Annotated in this window: 22 protein-coding genes and 1 tRNA gene; 17 read left to right on the top strand and 6 right to left on the bottom strand. The window is 62.9% G+C overall.

The window, feature by feature from the left end; all coding sequences use genetic code 11:
• The first annotated feature begins 22 nt into the window (after positions 1-22).
• Positions 23-595, top strand: coding sequence for a hypothetical protein (locus tag ACJ8IL_RS20055; RefSeq protein ID WP_060433544.1), 573 nt, complete (start codon positions 23-25; stop codon positions 593-595).
• 235 nt (positions 596-830) lie between these two features.
• On the top strand, positions 831-1,286 hold the full coding sequence (locus tag ACJ8IL_RS20060; RefSeq protein WP_147823997.1) for a hypothetical protein: 456 nt from the start codon (positions 831-833) through the stop codon (positions 1,284-1,286).
• Positions 1,287-1,398: 112 nt separating this feature from the next.
• Here the strand turns inward: ACJ8IL_RS20060 and ACJ8IL_RS20065 are convergent, their stop codons facing one another.
• Positions 1,399-2,319: an AraC family transcriptional regulator gene (locus ACJ8IL_RS20065; protein ID WP_442516788.1), complete on the bottom strand. Its 921-nt coding sequence runs from the start codon at positions 2,317-2,319 to the stop codon at positions 1,399-1,401.
• A gap of 105 nt (positions 2,320-2,424) precedes the next feature.
• Between ACJ8IL_RS20065 and ACJ8IL_RS20070 the strand changes: the two genes are divergently transcribed.
• Positions 2,425-3,258: an oxidoreductase gene (locus tag ACJ8IL_RS20070; RefSeq protein WP_442516794.1), complete on the top strand. Its 834-nt coding sequence runs from the start codon at positions 2,425-2,427 to the stop codon at positions 3,256-3,258.
• A 97-nt stretch (positions 3,259-3,355) separates the two neighbouring features.
• Here ACJ8IL_RS20070 and ACJ8IL_RS20075 read toward each other — a convergent pair.
• From ACJ8IL_RS20075 to dpiA, 3 genes are all read right to left on the bottom strand, one after another.
• Positions 3,356-3,431, bottom strand: a tRNA-Asn gene (locus tag ACJ8IL_RS20075).
• 114 nt (positions 3,432-3,545) lie between these two features.
• Positions 3,546-6,635 carry a beta-galactosidase gene (locus tag ACJ8IL_RS20080; protein WP_442516789.1) on the bottom strand — a complete coding sequence of 1,030 codons (3,090 nt, stop codon included), beginning with the start codon at positions 6,633-6,635 and terminating at the stop codon, positions 3,546-3,548.
• Positions 6,636-6,737: 102 nt separating this feature from the next.
• On the bottom strand, positions 6,738-7,424 hold the full coding sequence (dpiA, locus tag ACJ8IL_RS20085) for a two-component response regulator DpiA (protein ID WP_021505854.1): 687 nt from the start codon (positions 7,422-7,424) through the stop codon (positions 6,738-6,740).
• 313 nt (positions 7,425-7,737) lie between these two features.
• Between dpiA and citC the strand changes: the two genes are divergently transcribed.
• The 13 genes from citC to dhbA all read left to right on the top strand — a co-directional run bounded on the left by citC (position 7,738) and on the right by dhbA (position 19,554).
• On the top strand, positions 7,738-8,808 hold the full coding sequence (gene citC, locus ACJ8IL_RS20090) for a [citrate (pro-3S)-lyase] ligase (RefSeq protein WP_004940809.1): 1,071 nt from the start codon (positions 7,738-7,740) through the stop codon (positions 8,806-8,808).
• Positions 8,808-9,116 carry a citrate lyase acyl carrier protein gene (gene citD, locus ACJ8IL_RS20095; RefSeq protein WP_060433540.1) on the top strand — a complete coding sequence of 103 codons (309 nt, stop codon included), beginning with the start codon at positions 8,808-8,810 and terminating at the stop codon, positions 9,114-9,116. The genes citC and citD overlap by 1 nt, the downstream gene beginning before the upstream one ends.
• Positions 9,100-10,020: a citrate (pro-3S)-lyase subunit beta gene (citE, locus tag ACJ8IL_RS20100; RefSeq protein ID WP_033651847.1), complete on the top strand. Its 921-nt coding sequence runs from the start codon at positions 9,100-9,102 to the stop codon at positions 10,018-10,020. The genes citD and citE overlap by 17 nt, the downstream gene beginning before the upstream one ends.
• Entirely contained in the window at positions 10,020-11,525 is a 1,506-nt protein-coding gene (citF, locus tag ACJ8IL_RS20105) for a citrate lyase subunit alpha (protein WP_028130661.1), read from the top strand. Before citE ends, citF begins: the two co-directional genes overlap by 1 nt.
• Before the next feature lie 3 nt (positions 11,526-11,528).
• Positions 11,529-12,077: a citrate lyase holo-[acyl-carrier protein] synthase gene (citX, locus tag ACJ8IL_RS20110; RefSeq protein WP_049204979.1), complete on the top strand. Its 549-nt coding sequence runs from the start codon at positions 11,529-11,531 to the stop codon at positions 12,075-12,077.
• On the top strand, positions 12,058-12,942 hold the full coding sequence (citG, locus tag ACJ8IL_RS20115) for a triphosphoribosyl-dephospho-CoA synthase CitG (RefSeq protein WP_060433535.1): 885 nt from the start codon (positions 12,058-12,060) through the stop codon (positions 12,940-12,942). The genes citX and citG overlap by 20 nt, the downstream gene beginning before the upstream one ends.
• 25 nt (positions 12,943-12,967) lie before the next feature.
• Complete coding sequence (locus ACJ8IL_RS20120; protein WP_442516790.1) at positions 12,968-14,431, top strand: anion permease; 1,464 nt, start codon at positions 12,968-12,970, stop codon at positions 14,429-14,431.
• A gap of 146 nt (positions 14,432-14,577) precedes the next feature.
• Complete coding sequence (gene agp / locus ACJ8IL_RS20125; RefSeq protein WP_049295954.1) at positions 14,578-15,807, top strand: bifunctional glucose-1-phosphatase/inositol phosphatase; 1,230 nt, start codon at positions 14,578-14,580, stop codon at positions 15,805-15,807.
• Positions 15,808-15,926: 119 nt separating this feature from the next.
• Positions 15,927-16,217: a nucleotidyltransferase family protein gene (locus ACJ8IL_RS20130; RefSeq protein WP_049204986.1), complete on the top strand. Its 291-nt coding sequence runs from the start codon at positions 15,927-15,929 to the stop codon at positions 16,215-16,217.
• Positions 16,214-16,585 carry a HepT-like ribonuclease domain-containing protein gene (locus tag ACJ8IL_RS20135; protein WP_043143151.1) on the top strand — a complete coding sequence of 124 codons (372 nt, stop codon included), beginning with the start codon at positions 16,214-16,216 and terminating at the stop codon, positions 16,583-16,585. The genes ACJ8IL_RS20130 and ACJ8IL_RS20135 overlap by 4 nt, the downstream gene beginning before the upstream one ends.
• 7 nt (positions 16,586-16,592) lie before the next feature.
• Entirely contained in the window at positions 16,593-17,312 is a 720-nt protein-coding gene (locus tag ACJ8IL_RS20140; protein ID WP_217429351.1) for a 4'-phosphopantetheinyl transferase family protein, read from the top strand.
• A 190-nt stretch (positions 17,313-17,502) separates the two neighbouring features.
• Entirely contained in the window at positions 17,503-18,693 is a 1,191-nt protein-coding gene (locus ACJ8IL_RS20145; RefSeq protein WP_141998473.1) for an isochorismate synthase, read from the top strand.
• A 102-nt stretch (positions 18,694-18,795) separates the two neighbouring features.
• The gene (gene dhbA, locus ACJ8IL_RS20150) at positions 18,796-19,554 is read left to right on the top strand and encodes a 2,3-dihydro-2,3-dihydroxybenzoate dehydrogenase (RefSeq protein WP_025303452.1); all 759 of its coding nucleotides are present in this window, start codon (positions 18,796-18,798) and stop codon (positions 19,552-19,554) included.
• A 1-nt stretch (position 19,555) separates the two neighbouring features.
• On the opposite strand, the gene rarD is transcribed toward dhbA, so the two are convergent.
• The gene (rarD, locus tag ACJ8IL_RS20155; RefSeq protein WP_442516791.1) at positions 19,556-20,434 is read right to left on the bottom strand and encodes an EamA family transporter RarD; all 879 of its coding nucleotides are present in this window, start codon (positions 20,432-20,434) and stop codon (positions 19,556-19,558) included.
• A 139-nt stretch (positions 20,435-20,573) separates the two neighbouring features.
• On the opposite strand from rarD, the gene alkB reads away from it, so the two are divergent.
• A complete protein-coding gene (alkB, locus tag ACJ8IL_RS20160) occupies positions 20,574-21,221 on the top strand; it encodes a DNA oxidative demethylase AlkB (protein ID WP_089196036.1) in 648 nt (215 codons plus the stop codon).
• Here alkB and ACJ8IL_RS20165 read toward each other — a convergent pair.
• Complete coding sequence (locus tag ACJ8IL_RS20165) at positions 21,204-22,139, bottom strand: LysR family transcriptional regulator (RefSeq protein WP_049208721.1); 936 nt, start codon at positions 22,137-22,139, stop codon at positions 21,204-21,206. The two genes, alkB and ACJ8IL_RS20165, sit on opposite strands and share 18 nt — an antisense overlap.
• Positions 22,140-22,182: the final 43 nt, after the last annotated feature.

Below are 22,182 nucleotides of genomic sequence, written 5' to 3' on the forward strand. Positions count from 1 at the left end.
TCCATCATGTCGGGAGTGAACGATGAGCCTTTATATCAACAACGGTGCCCTGGGCGCCATGGCACACACGGGAGCGGCGGCGAGCGCCCTGGCGCTCAGCGTGCCGGCCGCGGCAGGCGCCTTGCTGCTGAAGACCGAAAATCTGCTGGGCATCGGCGCGACCCTGATGCTGCTAACGGCATTGGCGCTGGCGTTTCTCGGCGGCGCCGCACTGGCCCGTCTACGGCCGCTGCGGAACCGGCCTGCGCTGGCGATTCTCCGCTACGGCTTTTTACTGGCAGCGGTGGGGTGGCTATTGACGCTGCTGATGCTGTTCGGCGGCCATGATTGGCCGGCCCTGCTGGCGGGCATCGTCCTCGGCGGTCTGGGGCAGGGCGTCGCCTACCGCACGGCAGTGGGGGAGAAAGCGGCGTTCGCCGTGGCGTGCAGGCTGACGACGGTAGTGACTATCGTGGCCGTAGTGATTGCCGCTTCGCTGGTGCAAACCTATGCCGCACCGGGCGTGAGAGGGATCTGTTTCGCGCTGGCATTGCTGGTCGACCTGGCGTTGCTGGGGGCATTGATGGCGCGGGTTGCGGAGCGGGATGGGGCCTGAGACATTGCGGAGGGATAAAGGCCTGCCTGGGGGCGGGCCTTTTGGTGCTTGTGGAGATTGTTGAGTAGGTGATCCGCCGGGGCAGTTTTGTGCCAGGAGCGGACACCGTAAAAACCAAGCATATTGATTACTTAGCGGCAGTTCAGAATCACGAAAAGCACATTAAAGATTGGCACGAGGTATCAGTAGAGCTTACAGTTGCTGCCATAATTTTTACCAAGCAATTGGGGGGGGAATGGCACGCCGAATTGAATTGCAGGGCATAGCTAATGCTCTTAATGAGAGCTTTGTGAGCCGTAACAACGATTTTAAAGGATACTGGGCTATTGGTCAGTTAAAGTTATTGGCTATCAATAACAAACTCACTACGATAGATTTTTTCCTTACTCCCCCTAAAAGCTTACCGCACTTTAATCTGAGACATTATGTTGAACTCCACTATGTAGGCATGCTTGGACATTTGTTAAGAAAGCAACAAATTCCTGATATTTGGGTCAGTGAAGCTAGTATTACGCTCGATTTTAACGTTAATGCTAAACACGAGCAGTTGAATAAATGCTCAACCGCAGGTGAGCCTTTTCAGTGCCGTTGTCAGATAATTGATGACACTGGTCGCTGTTACTCTTCGGTTGTTTATGGTCGGAGCCAGGTTCACTCATCTGTAAAAGAACTAAAACGACTCGAAAAATAACTGTATAAAAATCAGCTGAAGTTCCACTCCTCGCTCATAGCGGATTTTCTCTCCAAGTGCTGGTCCGCCTGGCGCCAGAAGCGAACTATCGTTTTGCCATACCAAATAAGCCTCAGTGCGATGAAACAAATACCGACGCAGGCTGCGCGGGCGGAATGGCGAAGTGACGCTGCAGGCGTTTTATCTCCTCTGCCGGTGGCAGGCCAAACAGACGTTTGAATTCGCGGTTAAATTGCGATGGGCTTTCATAGCCAACGGCGTAACTCGCGGCGGCGGCGGTGATTTGTTGGCGCACCATCAGCATCCGTGCCTGGTGCAGGCGTACCGATTTCACATACTGCATTGGCGGCATCTGCGTTATCGCTTTGAAATGGCTATGAAAGGTCGGCACGCTCATGCCGGCCATCATTGCCAGCTGCGTCAGCGTTAACGGCTCCGCGTAAGCGGCATGGATGTGCTGCAACGCTTTACCGATTTTGCCAAATTGGCCCTGCAAGGCCAGCGCGGCACGCATTGCGTTGCCCTGTGCGCCTGTCAGCACGCGAAAATAAAGCTCACGCACCCGCGCCGGGCCGAGGATCGCCGCCTCAAGCGGGTTAGCCAGGACTTCAAGTAAGCGAAGTACGGCCATTTTTACCGCGCTGTCCATGGGGCTCGACATCATGCTTTGCGGCGCGACGGGAGGATGTGGGGCGCCATGCTGTTCAATCTGCAACATCAGTTCCGCGGCAAGCTGAAAATCCAGATGCATATAAATCGCCAGCAGCGGATGTGCTGCCGACGCGTCGGTTTCCATCACAAACGGCACCGGCACCGAAACCGCCAGGTAGTGCTGCTCATCATATAAATAGGTCTGTTGACCGAAATAGCCGCGTTTGCTGCCCTGGCAGACGATCACGATCCCCGGATCGTAAAGCACCGGCGTTCTGGCAAGCGGGCGATCGGAACGCAAAATTCGCACATCAGGTAGGGCAGTGAGGTTGTATCCCTCTTGCACCGCAAGTCTATTCATCAGGGCAATCATGTCGGACATCCCACCACCTCATAAAATCAGGCAAGAAAAAGAGAAAATACGGCCTAAAAATACGGCAGGGAAGAGAATACCATGCAACCTTCATGGTTCATGGGAGTTCTTTTTATGGCATCTGCAAAAACGATTTTAATTACCGGCGTCAGCAGTGGCTTTGGTCAGGCGCTGGCGCGAGAAGCCCTCGCCGTGGGGCATCGGATTGTAGGGACGGTGCGCAACAGCGAAGCACTGCAGGCTTTCGGTGCGCTCGATACGCAGCGGGCTTTTGGCTATCTGCTTGATGTCACGGACGTTGAACGTATTGATGAGGTGGTTGGAGAGATAGAGTCCGCCGTCGGTCCGATAGATGTGCTGGTGAACAATGCCGGTTACGGCCATGAAGGCATTCTGGAAGAATCCCCGCTTGCAGAGCTGCGCCGCCAGTTTGACGTCAATGTGTTTGGCGCGGTGGCGATGATCAAAGCCGTGCTACCGGGCATGCGCCAGCGCCGTCGCGGCCACATTATCAATATCACCTCAATGGGCAGTTTCATTACCTTACCCGGTATCAGCTATTACTGCGGCAGCAAATTTGCACTGGAAGGGATATCAGAAACGTTAAGTAAAGAGCTTGCCCCGTTCAACCTACACGTGACCGCCGTGGCGCCCGGCTCGTTTCGAACGGACTGGGCCGGGCGTTCAATGGTACGCAGCCCTCGCCGTGTCCCTGACTATGACGCGCTATTTGAACCTGTTCGTCAGGCGCGCCAGGAAAAAAGCGGTAAGCAACTCGGCGATCCGATTAAGGCGGCTCACGCCATGCTGGCATTGATCGAGAGCGGGAACCCGCCCACGCATCTGTTGTTAGGCAGTGACGCATTAAGTTTGGTGCGGCAAAAGCTCGAGGCGCTAGGTAAGGAAATTGAACAATGGGAGAAACTCACCCGTTCAACGGATGGCTGAACGGTGTCGGGTAGAGAGAGTGTAGGGGATCGCCGATTATGATCCGCCCAACAGCAAAAAGCCCGCTCAGGTTTCCCTGAGCGGGCTTCTCTAAATATGGCTCCTCTGACTGGACTCGAACCAGTGACATACGGATTAACAGTCCGCCGTTCTACCGACTGAACTACAGAGGAATCGTGTGAACGGGGCGAATAATAGCGAGGCGCCGTCGGCATGTCAAAGGCGGATTACACATTCTGTGACTGTTTGCTTACAGAATGCGCAACCCGTTGAGTTTTTTGGCAGATTTAGCCCTCGGGCGCCCGCTGCAGGCGCAGCTGATAGCGGTAAACGCCGGCGGTGAGCAGGTAATCCCGGTGCACGCTCGGGCTCCAGGAATCGTCGCCGCCCACCCCCATATGGAAGCCGTCCAGATGCAGCCAGGTGCCTGCTTCCGGCTGCAGCAGATGCTGGTGGCTGCAGGCCATCAGCTGTTGCAGGCCGTAGCGGCTGAGCGAGAAGTGGAAGCGGCCGTCGATGCGCCAGCCGCCGTAGCGCAGGCTGCGGGTGTCGCAGCGCAGGCCGTTCTCGCCGGGGAAAATATACGGCGTGTGCAGATCCGCCAGCGGCAGGCGCCAGCGCCCGTGCTGCGCGGCCAGGCATCGATCCGGGTAGTTCTCGTGCGGGCCCAGGCCCAGCCATTCCGCCTGCGGCTGCACCGTTGCCAGTTGGCAGTGCAGGCCGATGCGCGCCGGCGGCGGCAGGGCGTCGGCCACCTCGACCTCCACGTTCACGCTCACCGCGCCCAACGCGTCGAACAGCCACTGTTTGCGGCTGATCAGCAAAATCTCCTCGTCCACGCCGAACTGGTGTTCGCTCACCACCTGCACGCCGTTTTGCATCGCATCTGCCTGCAGCCGCGTGCAGCGCTCCTCCAGCCGGTACAGGCCCGCCAGCTTCCAGCGTTCGACCCAGGCGTTGGGATCGATATGGTCCGCTTCGCTGACGCCGATGTCGTTATCGATCGGCGCGCGCGCAAAGCCGTCGCGCAGCGGCGTCAGCAGCTGCGGCTGCTCATTCTGCCACCACTGCGTCAGGTGGCCGCTGCTGCGCTCGAAGCGCCAGCGCTGGTCGCCGTGGGTGAGGGTCAGCCCCTGATCGTCTTCAGTCAGCGTGGGTGGCACGCCCTGCGCCGGCGGCGGCGCGGGATGCAGCGCGCGCGGCACCCGCCACTGATCCCAGGCGCTGCGGTGATGCGCTTCGGACCAGTCGGTGGCCTGCGGCTGCACCACCTCCACGTTCAGCCACAGCTCGCCGGGCTGATGCAGCATCGGCAGGCGATCGAGCAGGGTGAAGCGAGTGCTGCCCTGCGGCGGCAGCGCCAGATCGAAGCTGCCGCTGGCGCGCTCCACGCCGTCCAGCTCCAGCCGCCAGTTGAGCTGTTCGTTGTCGGTGTGGCGGAACAGGTAATCGCTGGTGACGGTCAGCGTCAGCGAGGCGGCGTCGAAGGCGAAGCGGAACAGCTGCTGCGCCCGCTGCGCTTCGAACAGCGCCGGGTGAGGGGTGCGATCCGCGAACACCAGCCCGTTCAGGCAGAATTGGCGATCGTTGGGGGTGTCGCCGAAGTCGCCGCCGTAGGCCCAGAACTCTTCGCCGCGCTCGTCGCGTTTGATCAACGCCTGATCGACCCAGTCCCAGACAAAGCCGCCCTGCAGGCGCGGATAGTGGTGGAATGCGCGCCAGTAGCGCTCGAAACCGCCGAAGCTGTTGCCCATTGCATGGGCGTATTCACACAGGATCAGCGGGCGCTGTTCCTCCGGCAGGCCGATCCACTTGCCGATCGCCCATTTGGGCACCGCCGGGAACGGCTGATCCTGATCCACTCGCGCATACATCGGGCAGATGATGTCGGTAGCGGCGGTGTCGGCGCCGCCGCCTTCATATTGCACCGGGCGGGTCGGATCCTGGCTTTTCACCCAGCGGTACAGCGCGTCGTGGTTTACGCCGTGGCCGGACTCGTTGCCCAGCGACCAGATAATGATGCAAGGGTGGTTGCGATCGCGTTGCACCATGCGGGTGACGCGCTCGCTCATCGCCGGCAGCCACAGCGGATCGTCAGCCAACCGGTTCATCGGCTGCATGCCGTGGGTCTCGATATTGGCTTCGTCCACCACGTACAGCCCGTAACGGTCGCACAGCCGGTACCACAGCGGGTGATTGGGGTAATGCGAGCAGCGCACCGCGTTGAAGTTGTGCTGCTTCATCAGCAGGATGTCGTGGCGCATCGTCGCCTCGTCCATCACCTGGCCGTGGCGCGGATGATGCTCGTGGCGGTTAACGCCGCGGATCAGCAGCGGCTGTCCGTTGAGCTTCAGCAACCCGCCGCTGATTTCTACCTGACGGAAGCCGACGTCATAGGCCTCCACCTCGATAATCTCCCCCTCGGGCGAGAGCAGGGCGACGGTGGCGCGATACAGCGCGGGCGTTTCGGCGCTCCACAGCGCCGGGCGTTCCACCGGCAGGCGCAGCGTGGCGCGATCGTCATAGGCGCCGCGCTCGTCCACGATCTCGCTGCCGAGCGGCTGGGTGCGTTCGGCCACCCGCGCGCCATCGCGCCACAGCTGAACCTGCACCTGCAGCGGGCCGGGCCGGTTGGCGCGCGCCGTCACCACCAGTTCGCCGCGGGTAAAGCTGTCATGCAGCGGCGTGGTGATGCGCACATCGCTCAGGTGCGCGGCGGGTTTGTGCAGCAGGCTGACGTCGCGGAAGATGCCGCTCATGCGCCACATGTCCTGATCTTCCAGATAGCTGCCGTCGCACCAGCGCAGCACCATCACCGCCAGCCGGTTTTCACCCGGCCGCAGCCACGGGCTGAGATCGAACTCCGCCGGCAGGCGGCTGTCCTGCGAATAGCCGACCCAGTGGCCGTTGCACCATAAATAGAACGCCGAGTTGACGCCGTCGAAGATAACGCGCGTCTGGCCGGCGGCCAGCCAGGCCGGATCGACGCTGAAGGTGCGCGAGTAGCAGCCGGTCGGGTTGTCTTCCGGCACGCGCGGCGGATCGACCGGGAACGGGTAGCGCACGTTGGTGTAGATCGGCGCATCGTAGCCGGCGAGCTGCCAGTTGCCTGGCACCGTCAGCGGGGCGGCGTCCGGCAGATCCTGCTGCAGCCAGCCTTCCAGTGCCGCCTCTGGGCGCGGGAAATAGCTGAAGCGCCACTCGCCGTTCAGCGACCGGCGGCTGGCGCTGGGGGCATCGTCGCGCGCGTCTTCCACCGTGCGCCAGCTGGCGAACGGCGGGTGAGCGTCCAGCCGGCGGTAGTGGGTGCAGGCCGGGTTTTGCCAGTCACGGCGGGCGAGGATCTCGGTCAGGGAAGCAAGGGGCGCAGCGGGCATCGGCGATCGTCCTGTCGGCTAGGTGATGCTCACCAAGATGCTGACCGGCGCATAAAAAGTAAAGCGGTTACACGCAACCTTGCAAGGGCGATCAAATAACCGTTAATGCGGTTCGCCGGCGCGGTAGATCCGCTGCGGACGGCCGACCTTGCCGTAAATGATCTCGGCGCGCAGCTGCTGCGCGGCGGTGCAAAACTCCAGATAACGGCGCGCGGTGGTGCGGCTGAGCCCCATTTTTTGCGCAACGCTTTCAGCGGTGTGGCGCGCGGCGGGTTCGGCAAACAGCGCGCGGACCTTGCCCAGCGTCAGCTCGTCGATGCCGGCGGGCAGCGCCGCCTGCTGCTCGCCGCGGGCATAGGTGTTGAACATCTCGTCGATGCGGCGCTGGTTGAGGCGCGCTTTGTCCTTCAGCGCTTCGCGGCGTTGGCTGAAGCGCTGCAGGGTCTGGCTCAGCCGGTCATAGGCCAGCGGTTTGATCAGGTAGTCGAACACGCCGTAACGCAACGCCTCGGCCACGGTGGCCATGTCGCTGGCGGCGGTGATGAACACGATGCCGCCGCGATACCCGCTCAGCGTCAGTTCGCGCAGCAGGGTGATGCCCTGGCCGTCCGGCAGAAAGTTGTCCAGCAGAATCAGGTCCGGCTTGAAGCGCTCGGTCATGGCGCGCGCCTGCGCCAGGGTGCCGGCCAGCCAAATCTGGCGGCAGCCGCCGTTCTGGCGGATAAACTCCGCGTGCATTTCCGCCAGCGGCGTTTCGTCTTCAACGATCAGGATGTTCAGCCATTCCATAATGAAACCTACTATTGCAATCAAGATGCTAAATGAATGTAAGTAAACTGCGGCGCCAAATAAAGATTATCTCAATAATAAACACCATAAGATTAATTAAGCAAATAAAGAACATTAAATAACTTATTAACCGGGAACGGTTTGTGAAATAGGTCAATAATCGGCGTTTTTTTTCTGTTTACCATTGCTTTATCGAACGCGAAGCGGCGTTTATCTCCATGGTTTTTAAGGTTTTAATTATCCTTGTTGATGTTAATTAAAATGCCTTTTTGTATTTAACTTGTTGTTTGCTAGTTAACCCAGAGAGCGTGTTATGTTAGGCGATGCCGTATTTAATCGGGTAAAGCGATCGGATCATAAAGCGATTTCGGAAATAAGCGCATTCTTGCGCAGTAACGATCTGAATATCGACACCACGGTTGAAATATTTATTACCGTTACCCAGCACGACAAATTGGTCGCCTGCGGCGGCATCGCCGACAATATTATCAAATGCGTCGCCATCAGCCCGCTGATGCGCGGCGAAGGGTTGGCGCTGGCGCTGGCGACCGAGCTGGTGAACCTGGCCTACGAGCGCCATCACACTCAGCTGTTTATCTACACCAAGGTGCAGAACGAGCCGCTGTTCCGCCAGTGCGGTTTCTACCCGATCGCCACCGTGCCGGGCATCGTGGTGCTGATGGAAAACAGCCCGTGCCGCCTGAAGCGCTACGCCGCCCAACTGGCGAGCCAACGTCGGCCGGGCGATACCATCGGCAGCATCGTGATGAACGCCAACCCCTTCACCCGCGGGCATCAGTATCTGGTGCGTCAGGCGGCCAAACGCTGCGACTGGCTGCACCTGTTTCTGGTAAAGGAAAACACCTCGCGCTTCAGCTATGAAGACCGGCGCCGGCTGGTGCTGGCCGGCACCGCCGATATTCCCAACCTCACGGTACACGAAGGCTCGCAGTACGTGATCTCGCGCGCCACCTTCCCCTGTTACTTCATCAAGGATCAGGGCGTGGCCGACGACTGTTACACCGAAATCGATCTGAAGATCTTCCGCCAGTATCTGGCGCCCGCGCTGGGCATTACCCACCGCTTTGTCGGCAACGAGCCGTTCTGCGCGGTGACCGCGAAATACAACCGCGACATGCGCTACTGGCTGGAAACGCCGGCGCTGCCCAGCCCGCCGATCGCGCTGGTGGAAATCGAGCGTTTGCAATATCAGGGCACGGCGATCTCCGCCTCCTGGGTGCGCAAGCTGCTGGCGGCGGGGGACTTCCACGCCGCCGCGCCGCTGGTGCCGCCGGACACCCTGTACTACCTGCAGGATCTGCAAACGCAGCGCCGGGCCAAGGCGGCCCCGCATCCTTTTGAGTCCGCACAATCAGGTGAATGATGAAAATTATCCGAGAAGCAATGGCCGGCACGCTGGAATCCAGCGATGTCATGGTGCGCATCGCGCCCGCCGAGGGGCCGCAGCACGATCTGTTGATCGCCAGCAGCGTGGAAAAACAGTTCGGCACGGCGATCCGCCGCACCCTGCTGGAGGTGCTGCAGCGCTATGAGGTGGAGCCGGTGCAGGTGATCGTCGACGACAAGGGGGCGCTGGACTGCGTGCTGCGCGCCCGGCTGGAAACCGCGCTGATGCGCGCCTGCGAGGGCGGCCAACTGCCGTGGGAGGCGAAAGATGAAAACGCTGAATAAAACCCGGCTGCGCCGCAGCATGCTGTTCGTTCCCGGCGCCAACGCGGCGATGGTCAGCAACGCCTTTATCTACCAGGCCGACGCCCTGATGTTCGATCTGGAAGACTCGGTGATCCTGCGTGAAAAAGACGCGGCGCGCCGGCTGGTGTACCACGCGCTGCAGCATCCGCTGTATCAGGAGGTGGAAACCATCGTGCGCGTCAATGCGCTCGACTCCGCCTACGGCCTGGCGGACCTGCAGGCCGTGGTACGCGGCGGCGCGGACATCGTGCGCCTGCCGAAGACCGACAGCGCGCAGGACGTGGTCGACATGGAGCGCGAGATTGCCGCCATCGAAGCGGCCTGCGGCCGGCCGGTCGGCAGCACCGGGCTGCTGGCGGCGATCGAATCGGCGCAGGGCATCACCCACGCGGTGGCGATCGCGCACGCTTCGCCGCGCCTTATCGGCATCGCGCTGGGGGCGGAAGACTATGTGCGCAACCTGCGCACCGAACGCTCGCCGGAGGGCATCGAGCTGCTGTTCGCCCGCTGCTCGCTGCTGCAGGCGGCGCGCGCCGCCGGCATTCAGGCGTTCGACACCGTGTATTCCGACGCCAACAACGAGGCCGGCTTCCTGCAGGAAGCGGCGCTGATCAAACAGCTCGGCTTCGACGGCAAATCGCTGATCAACCCGCGCCAGATTGAGCTGCTGCACAACCTATACGCGCCGACCGCCAAAGAGGTGGCGCACGCGCAGCGGGTGGTGGACGCCGCCGAAGCGGCGGAGCGGGAAGGGCGCGGCGTGGTGTCGCTCAACGGAAAAATGGTCGACAGCCCGGTGATTGAACGCGCCCGGCTGGTGCTGGAGCGCGCCGCGCTGTCCGGCTTGCGGGAAGAACCGGCGCAGCACGGGGAGGAAGCATGATGAACCGCCAACAACGATTGATGACCTTCGCCAACCCGGCGGATCTGCCGGGCTATCAGGACGTGTCCAAAGCCAACCTGCAGGCGCGCAAACCGCGCGATCTCAAGCTGTGCGATTCCTTGCAGGAAGCGGTGCGCCGCAGCGGGCTGCAAGACGGCATGACCATCTCCTTCCACCATGCGTTTCGCGGCGGCGATCTGGCGCTCAATCAGGTGATGGAGACGCTGGCGGCGATGGGGTTCCGCAACCTGACGCTGGCCTCCAGCTCGCTGACCGACTGCCATGCGCCGCTGGTTGAGCATATCCGCCACGGCGTGGTGAGCCGCATTTACACCTCCGGGCTGCGCGGCCCGCTGGCGGACGCCGTATCGCGCGGGCTGCTGGCGGAGCCGGTGCAAATTCACTCGCACGGCGGCCGGGTCAACCTGATCGAATCCGGCGAGCTGAAGATAGACGTGGCCTTCCTCGGCGTGCCGGCCTGCGATGAGTTCGGCAACGCCAACGGCTACAGCGGTGAAGCCTGCTGCGGCTCGCTCGGCTATGCGCGGGTGGACGCCGAGGCGGCGGGCACCGTGGTGCTGCTGACCGAGCAGCTGGTGCCGTATCCGCATCATCCCGCCAGCCTGGCGCAGGATCGGGTGGATCTGATCGTGCAGCTGGAGCGGGTGGGCGATGCCGACAAAATCGGCGCCGACGCCACGCGCATGACTTCGAACCCGCGCGAGCTGCTGATCGCCCGCCGCGCCGCCGAGGTGATCGCCGGTTCCGGCTACTTCACCGAAGGGTTCTCGCTGCAAACCGGCACCGGCGGCGCCTCGCTGGCGGTGACCCGGTTCCTGGAGGATAAGATGCGCGCCCGCGGCATTCGCGCCGCGTTCGCCCTCGGCGGCATCACCTCGACCATGGTGGATCTGCACGAGAAAGGGTTGATCGGCAAGCTGCTGGACGTGCAGAGCTTCGATCGGGCGGCGGCGACCTCGCTGGCGCGCAACCCGCGCCATATCGAAATCAGCGCCAACCAGTACGCCAACTTCAGCTCCAAGGGCGCGTCGGTCGATCGGCTCGACGTGGTGGTGCTGAGCGCGCTGGAAATCGACACCGGCTTCAACGTTAACGTGCTGACCGGCTCCGACGGCGTGCTGCGCGGTGCGTCCGGCGGCCACTGCGACACCGCCGCCGCCGCGCGGCTGGCGATCATCGTCGCGCCGCTGGTGCGCGGGCGCATCCCTACGCTGGTGGAGCAGGTGACCACCTGCGTCACGCCGGGTTCCAGCATCGACATTCTGGTGACCGACCATGGCATCGCCGTCAACCCGGCGCGGCCGGAGCTGGCGCAGCGCCTGCGGGAGGCCGGGCTCGAGGTGGTGAGCATCGACTGGCTGCGCGCCCGCGCGCTGCAGCTGACCGGCGAACCGCAGCCGATCGCCTTTACCGACAAGGTGGTGGCGGTGGTGCGCTACCGCGACGGTTCGGTGATCGACGTGGTGCATCAGGTGGCGGAGTAAGCGATGGCCGCCGTCGATCCCCAACTGGCCGCCGAACGCGCGGTCAGCCTGCCGGCGCTGCTCACCAGCCGCGAATGCCGCCAAGCGCGCCAGCAGGCGTGGCTGGCGCAGCACGAGTGCACGCTGCTGGTGCTGACGCTGGTGGTGCCCGGCCCGGTGAAGGACAGCGCGTTGACGCGCGGCATCTTCAACCTGGGGTGGGCGGCGCTGCTGCGGCTGTGCGCCGAACAGGGTTGGCCCAGCCCGCAGGCCGAGGCGCTGGCGCTCGCCACCGGTTGCGAAGGGTTTGTGGCGCTGCGCGCCGATGCCCAGCGGGTGAAAGACTGCGCCATGCAGCTGGAGGTGAGCCGCCCGATCGGCCGACTGTGGGATATCGACGTGCTGGATACGCAGGGGCGCATTTTGTCGCGCCGCGACATCGGCCTGCCGGAACGGCGCTGCCTGTTGTGCGGCCAACCGGCCAAGATCTGCGCCCGCCAACGGAGGCATAGCAGCGAGCAGCTGCTGCATGAAATGGAAAGGATGTTCAACGATGCGATCTCTGCCGATTAATCTGCCTGCCCGCCGCATCGAGCCGGCCTGCGGCTTCGCCCGCGCCGCTTTCCGCGCGCTGCTGGTGGAGGTCAACCTCACGCCCAAACCGGGGCTGGTGGATCGCCATAATACCGGCGCCCACCGCGACATGGATCTCGGGCACTTCTACCGCAGCGCCCGCGCCATCGGCGTGTGGCTGCCGCGCTTTATCCAACGCGGACGGGAAGACGCGGCTTTGCCGGCAGAGCAGCAGCTGGCGCGGCTGCGGCCGCTTGGCCTGGCCTGCGAAAACCAGATGTTTCGCGCCACCGGCGGCATTAACACCCACAAGGGCAGCGTGTTCTCACTCGGGTTGCTGTGCACCGCCTTCGGCCGCCTGCAGCAGCAGGGCCGCGCCATCGGCGCAGAAGCGCTGTGCGCCGAGGTGGCGGCGATGTGTCGGGGGCTGGTGGAGCGTGAGCTGCGGCGCAACAACGCCGGGCAGACCGCCGGCCAGCGGCTGTTCGCCGCGCACGGGCTGAGCGGCGCACGCGGCGAGGCGGAGTCCGGTTTTCGGTTGGTGCTTGACGGCGCGCTGCCGCTGTATCGGCAACGGCTGGCCGCCGGTGGCGACGAACAGCGGGCGCTGCTGGACAGCCTGCTGTGGCTGATGGCCCACAACGACGACACCAACGTCGCCTCGCGCGGCGGCCTGCACGGGCTGCGCTGGCTGCGGCGCCGGGCGGCCTTGCTGCTGGCGCAGGGCGGCTCGGCGGGGGAAGCGGGCCTGGCGCGCCTGCGGCGCTTCGATGCTGACTGCATTGCCCGCAACCTCAGCCCCGGCGGCAGCGCCGACCTGTTGATAGTGACCTGGCTGCTGGCGCAGCTGGGTGCCCAAGAATAATAACCAAGCCTTCAGGAGAGTCCCTATGTCCCAAACCCAGGAAAAGATCTGGAAAGCGATAGCGCCGCTGGCGGTGCTCGCGATCCTGTTATTGATACCGGTGCCCGACGGCATGCCGCCGCAGGCGTGGCACTACTTCGCCATCTTTGTGGCGATGATCGTCGGCATGATTCTGGAGCCGATCCCGGCCACCGCCATCAGCTTTATCGCGGTAACCGTCAGCGTGCTCAGCGCCAACTGGGTGCTGTTCGGCGCGCAGGAGCTGGCGGAGCCGGGCTTCAAGGCCGGTAAAGAGGCGCTGAAATGGGGGCTGGCGGGCTTCTCCAGCACCACCGTCTGGCTGGTGTTCGGCGCCTTTATCTTCGCGCTGGGCTACGAGGCCACCGGGCTGGGGCGGCGCATCGCGCTGTTCCTGGTGAAGTTCATGGGCAAGCGCACGCTGACGCTGGGCTATGCGGTGGTGATCATCGATATCCTGCTGGCGCCGTTCACGCCGTCCAACACCGCGCGCACCGGCGGCACGGTGTTCCCGGTGGTGAAAAACCTGCCGCCGCTGTTCGATTCTTTCCCTAACGATCCCTCCTCGCGCCGCATCGGCGGTTACCTGATGTGGATGATGGTGGTCGGCACCAGCATCAGCTCCTCGATGTTCGTCACCGGCGCCGCGCCGAACGTTTTGGGCATCGAGTTCGTCGGCAAGATTGCCGGGGTGCACATCAGCTGGATGCAATGGTTCCTGGCGTTCCTGCCGGTCGGCCTGCTGCTGCTGATCATCGCGCCGCTGATCTCCTACTACCTGTACAAACCGGGCGTGACCCACAGCAGCGAAGTGGCCGCCTGGGCGGATACCGCGCTGGGGGAAATGGGCAAGCTGACGCGCAAGGAGTACACCCTGATCGGCCTGGTGCTGCTCAGCCTGTGTCTGTGGGTGTTCGGCGGCAAAATACTGGACGCCACCGCGGTATGCCTGCTGGCGGTGTCGCTGATGCTGGCGCTGCACGTGGTGTCGTGGAAAGAGATCACCAAATACTCCAGCGCCTGGAACACGCTGGTTAACCTGGCGACGCTGGTGGTGATGGCCAACGGCCTAACGCGCTCCGGCTTTATCGACTGGTTCGCCCAGACCATGAGCACCCACCTGGACGGCTTCTCGCCGAACATGACGGTGGTGGCGCTGGTGCTGGTGTTCTACTTCGCCCACTATCTGTTCGCCAGCCTGTCGGCGCATACCGCCACCATGCTGCCGGTGATCCTGGCGGTCGGCAAAGGGCTGCCGGGCGTGCCGATGGAACAGCTGTCGATGCTGCTGGTGCTGTCGATCGGTATCATGGGCGTGCTGACGCCGTACGCCACCGGGCCGGGGGTGATCATCTACGGCTGTGGTTACGTGAAATCGAAAGACTACTGGCGCCTGGGCGGCATTCTCGGCGTGGTGTACATCGCCGCGCTGCTGCTGATCGGCTGGCCGATCATGAGCCTGTGGTACTGAGTTGAAGCCACGCGGCCACCGCCCGGTGGCCGCGGTTACGATCCTTTCCCGTGAACCCTGTCACACACTTGTCACACTAACCCCGCCATCATACGCAGGCAAACGCTAACACCTTAAAAATAATCATTTTCCGGGAGCCTCTGCGGATGAGAAAAAAAACGTTATTGCTGTGCCTGCCTTTGTTATTCACCGGGAACGCGCTGGCGGACGCCGGCGGTTATCAACTGGAGCAGGTGCTGGTGATGAGCCGCCATAACCTGCGCGCGCCGCTGGCCAACAACGGCAGCGTGTTGGCGCAGTCCACGCCGAAGGCTTGGCCGGCCTGGGAAACGCCGGGCGGCCAGCTGACCACCAAGGGCGGGGTGCTGGAAGTGTATATGGGGCACTACTTCAACGCCTGGCTGAAGCAGACCGGCCTGTTGCCGCAAGAGGGCTGCCCGACCGCCGGCAGCGTGTACGTCTACGCCAACAGCCTGCAGCGCACGGTGGCCACCGCGCAGTTCTTCAGCAACGGTGCGTTCCCTGGCTGCGACGTCAGCGTGCACCATCAGGACAAGATGGGCGAGATGGATCCGACCTTCAACCCGATCATCACTGACACCAGCGAAGCCTTCAACCAGCAGGCGCTGGCGGCGATGAACGCCGCGCTGGGATCGCTGAAGCTGGACGCCTCTTACCAACAGCTGGCGAAGATCATCGACTACAAGGATTCCGCCGCCTGCAAGACCGACAAACACTGTGACCTGACCAAAGAAGCCAGCGTGATGAGCGCGGTGCCGGGCAAAGAGCCGGGCGTCTCCGGCCCGCTGCGGGTGGGCAACTCGCTGGTGGACGCCTTTATGCTGCAGTATTACGAAGGTTTCCCGATGAAAGAGGTGGCCTGGGGCAAAATCGCCACCCCGCATCAGTGGAAGCAGCTGGCGCAGTTGAAAGACGGCTATCAGGATTCGCTGTTCACCTCGCCGGTGGTGGCGCAAAACGTCGCCAAACCGCTGCTGACCTACATCAACAACGCGCTGCTGGGCGAGCGCAAACCGGACGCGCCGAAGTTGACGGTGCTGGTCGGCCACGACTCCAATATCGCCTCGCTGCTGTCGGCCATGCAGTTCCAGCCGTATCAGCTGCCGCAGCAGTACGAGAAAACGCCGATCGGCGGCAAACTGGTGTTCCAGCGCTGGCGCGACGCGCAGAACGACCGTGAATTGCTGAAGATTGAGTACGTCTATCAGTCCACCGAACAGCTACGCAAGGCGACGCCGCTGACGCTGCAAACCCCGCCGCAGCGCGTGACGCTGGCGCTGAAAGGCTGCCCGATCGACAAAGACGGCTTCTGTGCCTGGAGCGATTTCGAAAAGACCATGAAAGGCATCTTGTAATGCCCGGCCTCTCTTCCGATCGCGGGGGAGAGGCATAGGCGCGGCTGCCGGGGGATTGTGCTTGAATCCCCTCAACCGATCACCTAGCATTTCGTTAGGTGTAACGGGGAGAGAAAACCATGCGACCATCCATTGTTCTTGCAGAACATCGCCAGGCGATCCGAAAAACGGTTGGGCTGTTCCCTGCGGCCAATCCGCGGATTTTCGGCTCGGTGCTGCATGGCACCGATCGGGAGGGCAGTGATTTGGATCTGTTGGTCGATGCATTGCCGGGTGCCACGTTGTTTGATCTGGGAGGGCTGCAGTCGGAACTGGAAGCGCTGCTGGGCATTCAGGTGGATCTGCTGACGCCGCTCGATTTGCCGCCGACCTTTCGTCAGCAGGTTTTGGCGGAGGCCCAACCGGTATGAAAGATGCGCGGTTGGTCGATTATCTGAGCCACATGCAACAGGCGGCGCAGGATGCCTGTGATTTCGTTGATGGCTTGGCGGCGGCAGATTTTATCGAAGATAAACGCACTCAGCAGGCGGTCATTATGAGCCTGATTATTATCGGTGAAGCCGTGACGAAAATCATGGATGGCAGCCCCGCGTTTACGCAACGCCATCCTGAAATCCCCTGGCGAAACATGCGCGGCATGCGTAATCGCATTGCGCACGGTTATTTTGATATCAACCTTGAAGTGGTCTGGGCGACGGTGCAAACGGCGTTGCCGGAACTGCTTACACAGCTGTTGGCGGTACGCCAGGATGCTGAGAAGTTAAACGACGGTGATTAAGCTTTCTTTGGACAGTGACTCTGGTTCCTGCCGGAGCCCCACTTTTATCCGCAATATCGAATTTTTCACGCCGGACGGCTATCCGGGCCAGGTGGCGCGCTGCCATTTTGCGCTGGCGGAGTATCGCGACGAGCGTTTTTCCGAGGCGGGCTTTGCGCTGCCGGATCATCTGACGCGTGCGGTGCCGAAGCGCCGTGCGGAGTATCTGGCCGGGCGTGTTCTGGCGCGGCAACTGTTGGCGCCGCTCGGTTTTGCCGATTTCACCCTGGCGCGCGGCGAAGATCGCGCGCCGCAGTGGCCGCCGGGTATCGCCGGGGCGCTGAGCCATAATTCGGATACCGCGTTGTGCGCCGTACACCGCGAGAGCGGGCTGGGTGGCGTTGGGTTGGATGTGGAGACGCTGCTCTCCGACGTGCGGGCGGAGGAGCTGTGGGGGGCGATCGTTTCGGCGGGGGAGCGCGAGGCGTTACTGCGCGAGGCGCTGGCGTTCAACGAACTGCTGACGCTGACGTTTTCCGCCAAAGAGAGCCTGTTCAAGGCGCTTTATCCGCAGGTGCGCTGTTACTTCGATTTTCTCGATGCGCGCATGGTCGCCGTGGATACGCAGCGGCAGACGTTTGTATTAGCGTTGCTTAAGACCTTGACGCCAAATTGCCCCGCCGGCCGCCGGTTTAACGGGCGTTTTTGGCGTGAAGGTGACGATGTCACGACTTTTATTTTTTGCTAAAACATAATAATAACAGTGTGTTATTTCTTGCGGCACCGTAACGCGGATGTGCCGCGGCGGGCGGAAAGATTCATTCATCGGAGATTGACCCACGGTGGGGTTCCGGTGTAGTTTATTCTCCTTTTTATAGCTAATGATAATTATTCGCATAAACATTATCATTGGTAAGGCGCAACAAAGGAGTGGTCTTGTGGCGACACTGACGACAGAAAACCAAACCTTCCCCGGGTTTGTGTACGCCGAACAATCGACCTTTTTGTACCGGTCCGAATTCCGGTCCCTCTCCGCCGACGGTGTGTTTGAGCGTATCGAAACGCCGGCGTTCGGCGGCGAGCAGGAAGGCAGCGCGCTGACGCAGCATATTCGCCAGGCGCTGGCGCGCGCTAAAGCCGCCGGCCAAGAGACGCCGGTGGTGGTGGGCGCCATTCCGTTCGATACGCGCCGGCCTTCCTGCCTGTACGTGCCTGAAAACTGCCAGTTTGTCGCCAACGACAGCTTTACCCGCGCCGCGCGCCCGATGCTGCAACAGCCGCATCGCCTGGCCGCCTGCACCAGCATTCCGGACGAGCCGCGCTTCAAGCATGCGGTGGCGGAAGCGGTCAGCCGCTTTAAACAGGGCAAGCTGGACAAGGCGGTGCTGTCGCGCATCCTCGACATCGAGCTGGAGCAGCCGGTGGCGGGCCACCAGATCCTCAATAACCTGATGGTGCAGAACCCGACCGGTTATCACTTTTCCCTGCCGCTGGCCGATGGCGGCGTGCTGATCGGCGCCAGCCCGGAGCTGCTGATCCGCAAGCAGGGCGGCGAGATCCACACCAACCCGCTGGCGGGCTCGGCGCGCCGTCAGGACGATCCGCAACAGGATCGCCTCGGCAGCGAGCGCCTGATGCGCTCGACCAAAGACAAATACGAACACAAGCTGGTGATCGACGACATCCGTCGGCACCTGGCACCGCTGTGCGCCAGCCTGAGCGTGCCCAGCGGCCCGTCGCTGCTCAGTACCGGCACCATGTGGCATTTGTCCACCCGCATTCGCGGCGAGCTGCTGAACCCGAATCTCAACGTGATGCAGCTGGCCTGTCTGCTGCATCCGACGCCGGCGCTGTGCGGCTTCCCGACCGAGAGCGCCCGCCAACTGATCGCCGATCTGGAACCGCACGATCGCGGCCTGTTCAGCGGCATCGTCGGCTGGTGCGACGCCAACGGCGACGGCGAGTGGGCGATCGTCATCCGCAGCGGCCTGCTGCGCGGCAACCGGGTGCGGCTGTTCGCCGGCGCGGGTATCGTCGCCGCCTCGACGCCGCAGTCCGAGTGGCTGGAAACCGCCGCCAAACTGGGCACCATGCTCAACGCTTTCGGCCTGAACAGCGGCGCGCTGTAGGGCCACTTTGCGGCGCAGCGCGCGCCGCATCCTATCCTTTTCGCAGGAGACAACGATGAACAACAATATGACCCGGCTGTGCGCCCGGATGGCGGTGCGCGCATGAGCATTCAGATGGATTTCACCGGCAAACGCGTGTGGGTGACCGGCGCGGCGCGCGGCATCGGCGAGCAGATCGCCCGGCATTTTTTGACGCAGGGCGCCGAGGTGGTGGGGTTTGACCGCGAGTTCGCCAACCCGGATTTGCCTTACCCTTGCGTGACGCTGGACATCAGCCGGCCGGAGCAGGTGGAGGCGGTGTGCCGCCAACAGCTGGCGGAGAACCCGCAACTGGACGTGTTGGTCAACGCCGCCGGCATTCTGCGCATGGGCAATACCGAAGATCTGAGCGTGGATGACTGGCATCAGTGCATCAACGTCAATGCCTCGGGGGCGTTTTACCTGTTCCGTGCCGTGCTGCCGCACTTCAAGGCGCAGCGCAGCGGGGCGATCGTCAGCATCGGCTCCAACGCCGCGCACGTACCGCGCGCGCAGATGGCGGCCTACTGCGCTTCCAAGGCGGCGCTGACCAGCCTGAACCACTGCGTGGGGCTGGAAATGGCGCCGTTCGGCGTGCGGTGCAATCTGGTGTCGCCGGGCTCGACCGACACGCCGATGCAGCGCGGCATGTGGCAAACCGACGATGCACAGCAACGCACCATCGCCGGCTTCCCCGAGATGTTCAAGCTGGGGATCCCGCTGGGTAAAATCGCTCGCCCGGACGAGATCGCCAACGCGGTGTTGTTCCTGGCCTCCGACCTGGCCAGCCACATCACCATGCAGGACATCGTGATCGACGGCGGCGCCACGCTGGCCGCCTGAGTCAGACCCGCTGGCGGCGCAGCAGGTGCTGCGCGCCTTCCGCCGCCAGCAGCAGCACCGCCAGCCAGATCGCCAGATAGGTTGGACATTCGCTTTGGCTGATGCTCTCGCCGAGCAGCAGCGCGACGATCACCAGCAGCACCGGTTCCACATAGCTCAGCAGGCCGAACAGGCTGAACGGCAGCAGGCGGCTGGCGAGGATATAACACACCAATGCCACGGCGCTGATGACGCCGAGTAGCGGAATGCGCCAATACAGCTCGGCATTGATCGGCAACGCCGCCGCGCCGCCGTCGCCGAAGGCGAACCAGGCCGCCGCCGGCAGCATCAGCGCCAGCTCGCACCACAGCCCGCCGAGATTATCGGTGCCGAAACGCCGCCGCAAAATAAAGTAGAGCGGATAGCCCAGCGCCACCACCAGCGTCGGCCATGATACGCCGCCCGCCTGATACAGCTCATTGCCCACCCCCACCATGGCGCACGCCACCGCCAGCTTTTGCAGCAGCGACAGCCGATCGCGGTAGATCAAACGGCCCGCCAGCACCATGGTCAGCGGCAGCAGAAAATAGCCGAGCGACACGTCGAGCGCCTTGCCGTGCAGCGGCGCCCACAGGAACAGCCACAGCTGCACCCCCAGCAATGCCGAGGTGAGCAACAGGCCCAGCAGGCGCCGCGGCCGTTGGCCGATCCCGACCAGCGTGTCGCCCACTTTGCGCCAATCGCCGGACAGCGCCATGAACAGCGTCAGGAACGGCAGCGTCAGCAGCGTACGCCAGCCGTAGACCTGCTCGCCGTTCAGCGGGGTGAGGGTAGAGGTGAAGTAATACATCGCGCCGAACAAGATGGAGGCGACGACCGAAAGAGTGATGCCCTTAATCACACGCATTCCTGGTGAGTGATTGATTTTATGGCGGCTACTGTAGAGAAATTTGCCGCCAACGACAATGGCGTTGCCGGGCGCTGGACAATCGGCGGCGGCGGGTTACAATGAACACTGTGTATTCATACAGGTTGCGGCGATGACAATCGATCTTTTTGAAGACGCGCTGCCGCCGCCGTGGCGCGAAGAGATCGCCCCCGGCGCGGTGGTGATGCACGGTTTTGTGCGCGATCACGGGCCGGAGCTGCTGGCGGCGGTGCAGGGCGTGGTGGCCCAGGTGCCGTGGCGGCATTTGACCACGCCCGGCGGGCACGTGATGTCGGTGGCGATGAGCTGGTGCGGCAACGGCTGGACCAGCGACAGCCGCGGCTACCGCTATTCGGAACGCGACGCGCGCAGCGGCAAACGCTGGCCGGCCATTCCGCCCATCCTGATGGCGCTGGCGGACGAAGCCGCGCGGCAGGCGGGCTTTGGCCCCTTCGTGCCGGACTCTTGCCTGATGAACCGTTACGATCCGGGCAGCAAGCTGTCGCTGCATCAGGATAAAGACGAACACGACTTCGGTGCGCCGATCGTCTCGGTGTCGCTCGGGCTGCCGGCGGTATTTCAGTTTGGCGGGCTGCAACGCAGCGACCGGGCGCGGCGCATCCCATTGGCGCACGGCGACGTGGTGGTGTGGGGCGGCCCATCGCGGCTCTGTTTTCACGGCATCCTGCCGGTCAAGGAAGGCTACCACTCGCTGGTGGGGCCGCACCGCATCAACATCACGCTACGCAAGGCGCTTTAACGGCGGCTCCTGCGCCAGGCAGGCGACGAGATAGTCGATAAACACCCGCAGTTTGGGCGGCAGATACTGGTTGGGCGCGTAAAGCAACCACAGGCCGCCGTGATAGCTGCTGAGGAAATCCCATTCCGGCAACACCTGCACGATCTCGCCGTCGTCGAGCGCCTGGCGAGCGGTAAAATACGGCAGGCTGCCGATGCCGATATGCCGTTTCACCGCGTCCAGCCGCACGCCGGTGTGGTTGGCGGCGTAGCGACCGCGCACGTTGACCGTCACCGTTTTGCCGCTGCGGCGGAACTTCCATTGCGCATCGCTCGGCGTCTCTCCCAGATAGATGCAGCTGTGCGCCGCCAGATCGTGCGGGTGCTGCGGCGTGCCGTGCTGCGCCAGGTAGTGCGGCGTGGCGCACAGCAGATGGTCTATTCTCATCAACTGGCGGCCGATCAACCCGGGCGACGGGCGATCGGTAATGCGCAGCGCCAGATCGACCCGATCGTCGATCAAATCCATATAGCGATCTTCCAGCCGCAGCCTCACGTCCACCTTTGGGTAGCGGCGCAGGAACTCCGGCATGTGCGGATGCAGCACAAAGCGGCCCACCGCTTTGGGTACGCTGACGCTGACCAGCCCTTCGGGCTCCACGGCGCCGCGCCCGCCGATCGCCATGACCGCGTCGGCCGCCGCCAGCAGGGTGCGGCAGTGCGCAAACGCCTCTTCGCCGCTTTCGCTCAGCCGCAGTTTGCGGGTGGTGCGGTGCAGCAGCTGCAGCGCCAGCGCCTGCTCGAGCTTCGCCACGCTGCGGCTGACGGCGGAAGGCGAAGTGCCCAGCTTGCGGGCGGCGGCGGAAAAACTGCCGCTCTCTACCACCTGAACGAAAATGGCCATTTCGGGCAACAGCGCGTAAGAAAGATTTGTGCTCATGACGCAAAGGTCCATTGTGATGGCGGCGGATTATGCTCCGATT

It is taken from the genome of Serratia sp. CY47444 (genome assembly GCF_052168635.1).
Classification (GTDB): domain Bacteria; phylum Pseudomonadota; class Gammaproteobacteria; order Enterobacterales; family Enterobacteriaceae; genus Serratia; species Serratia bockelmannii.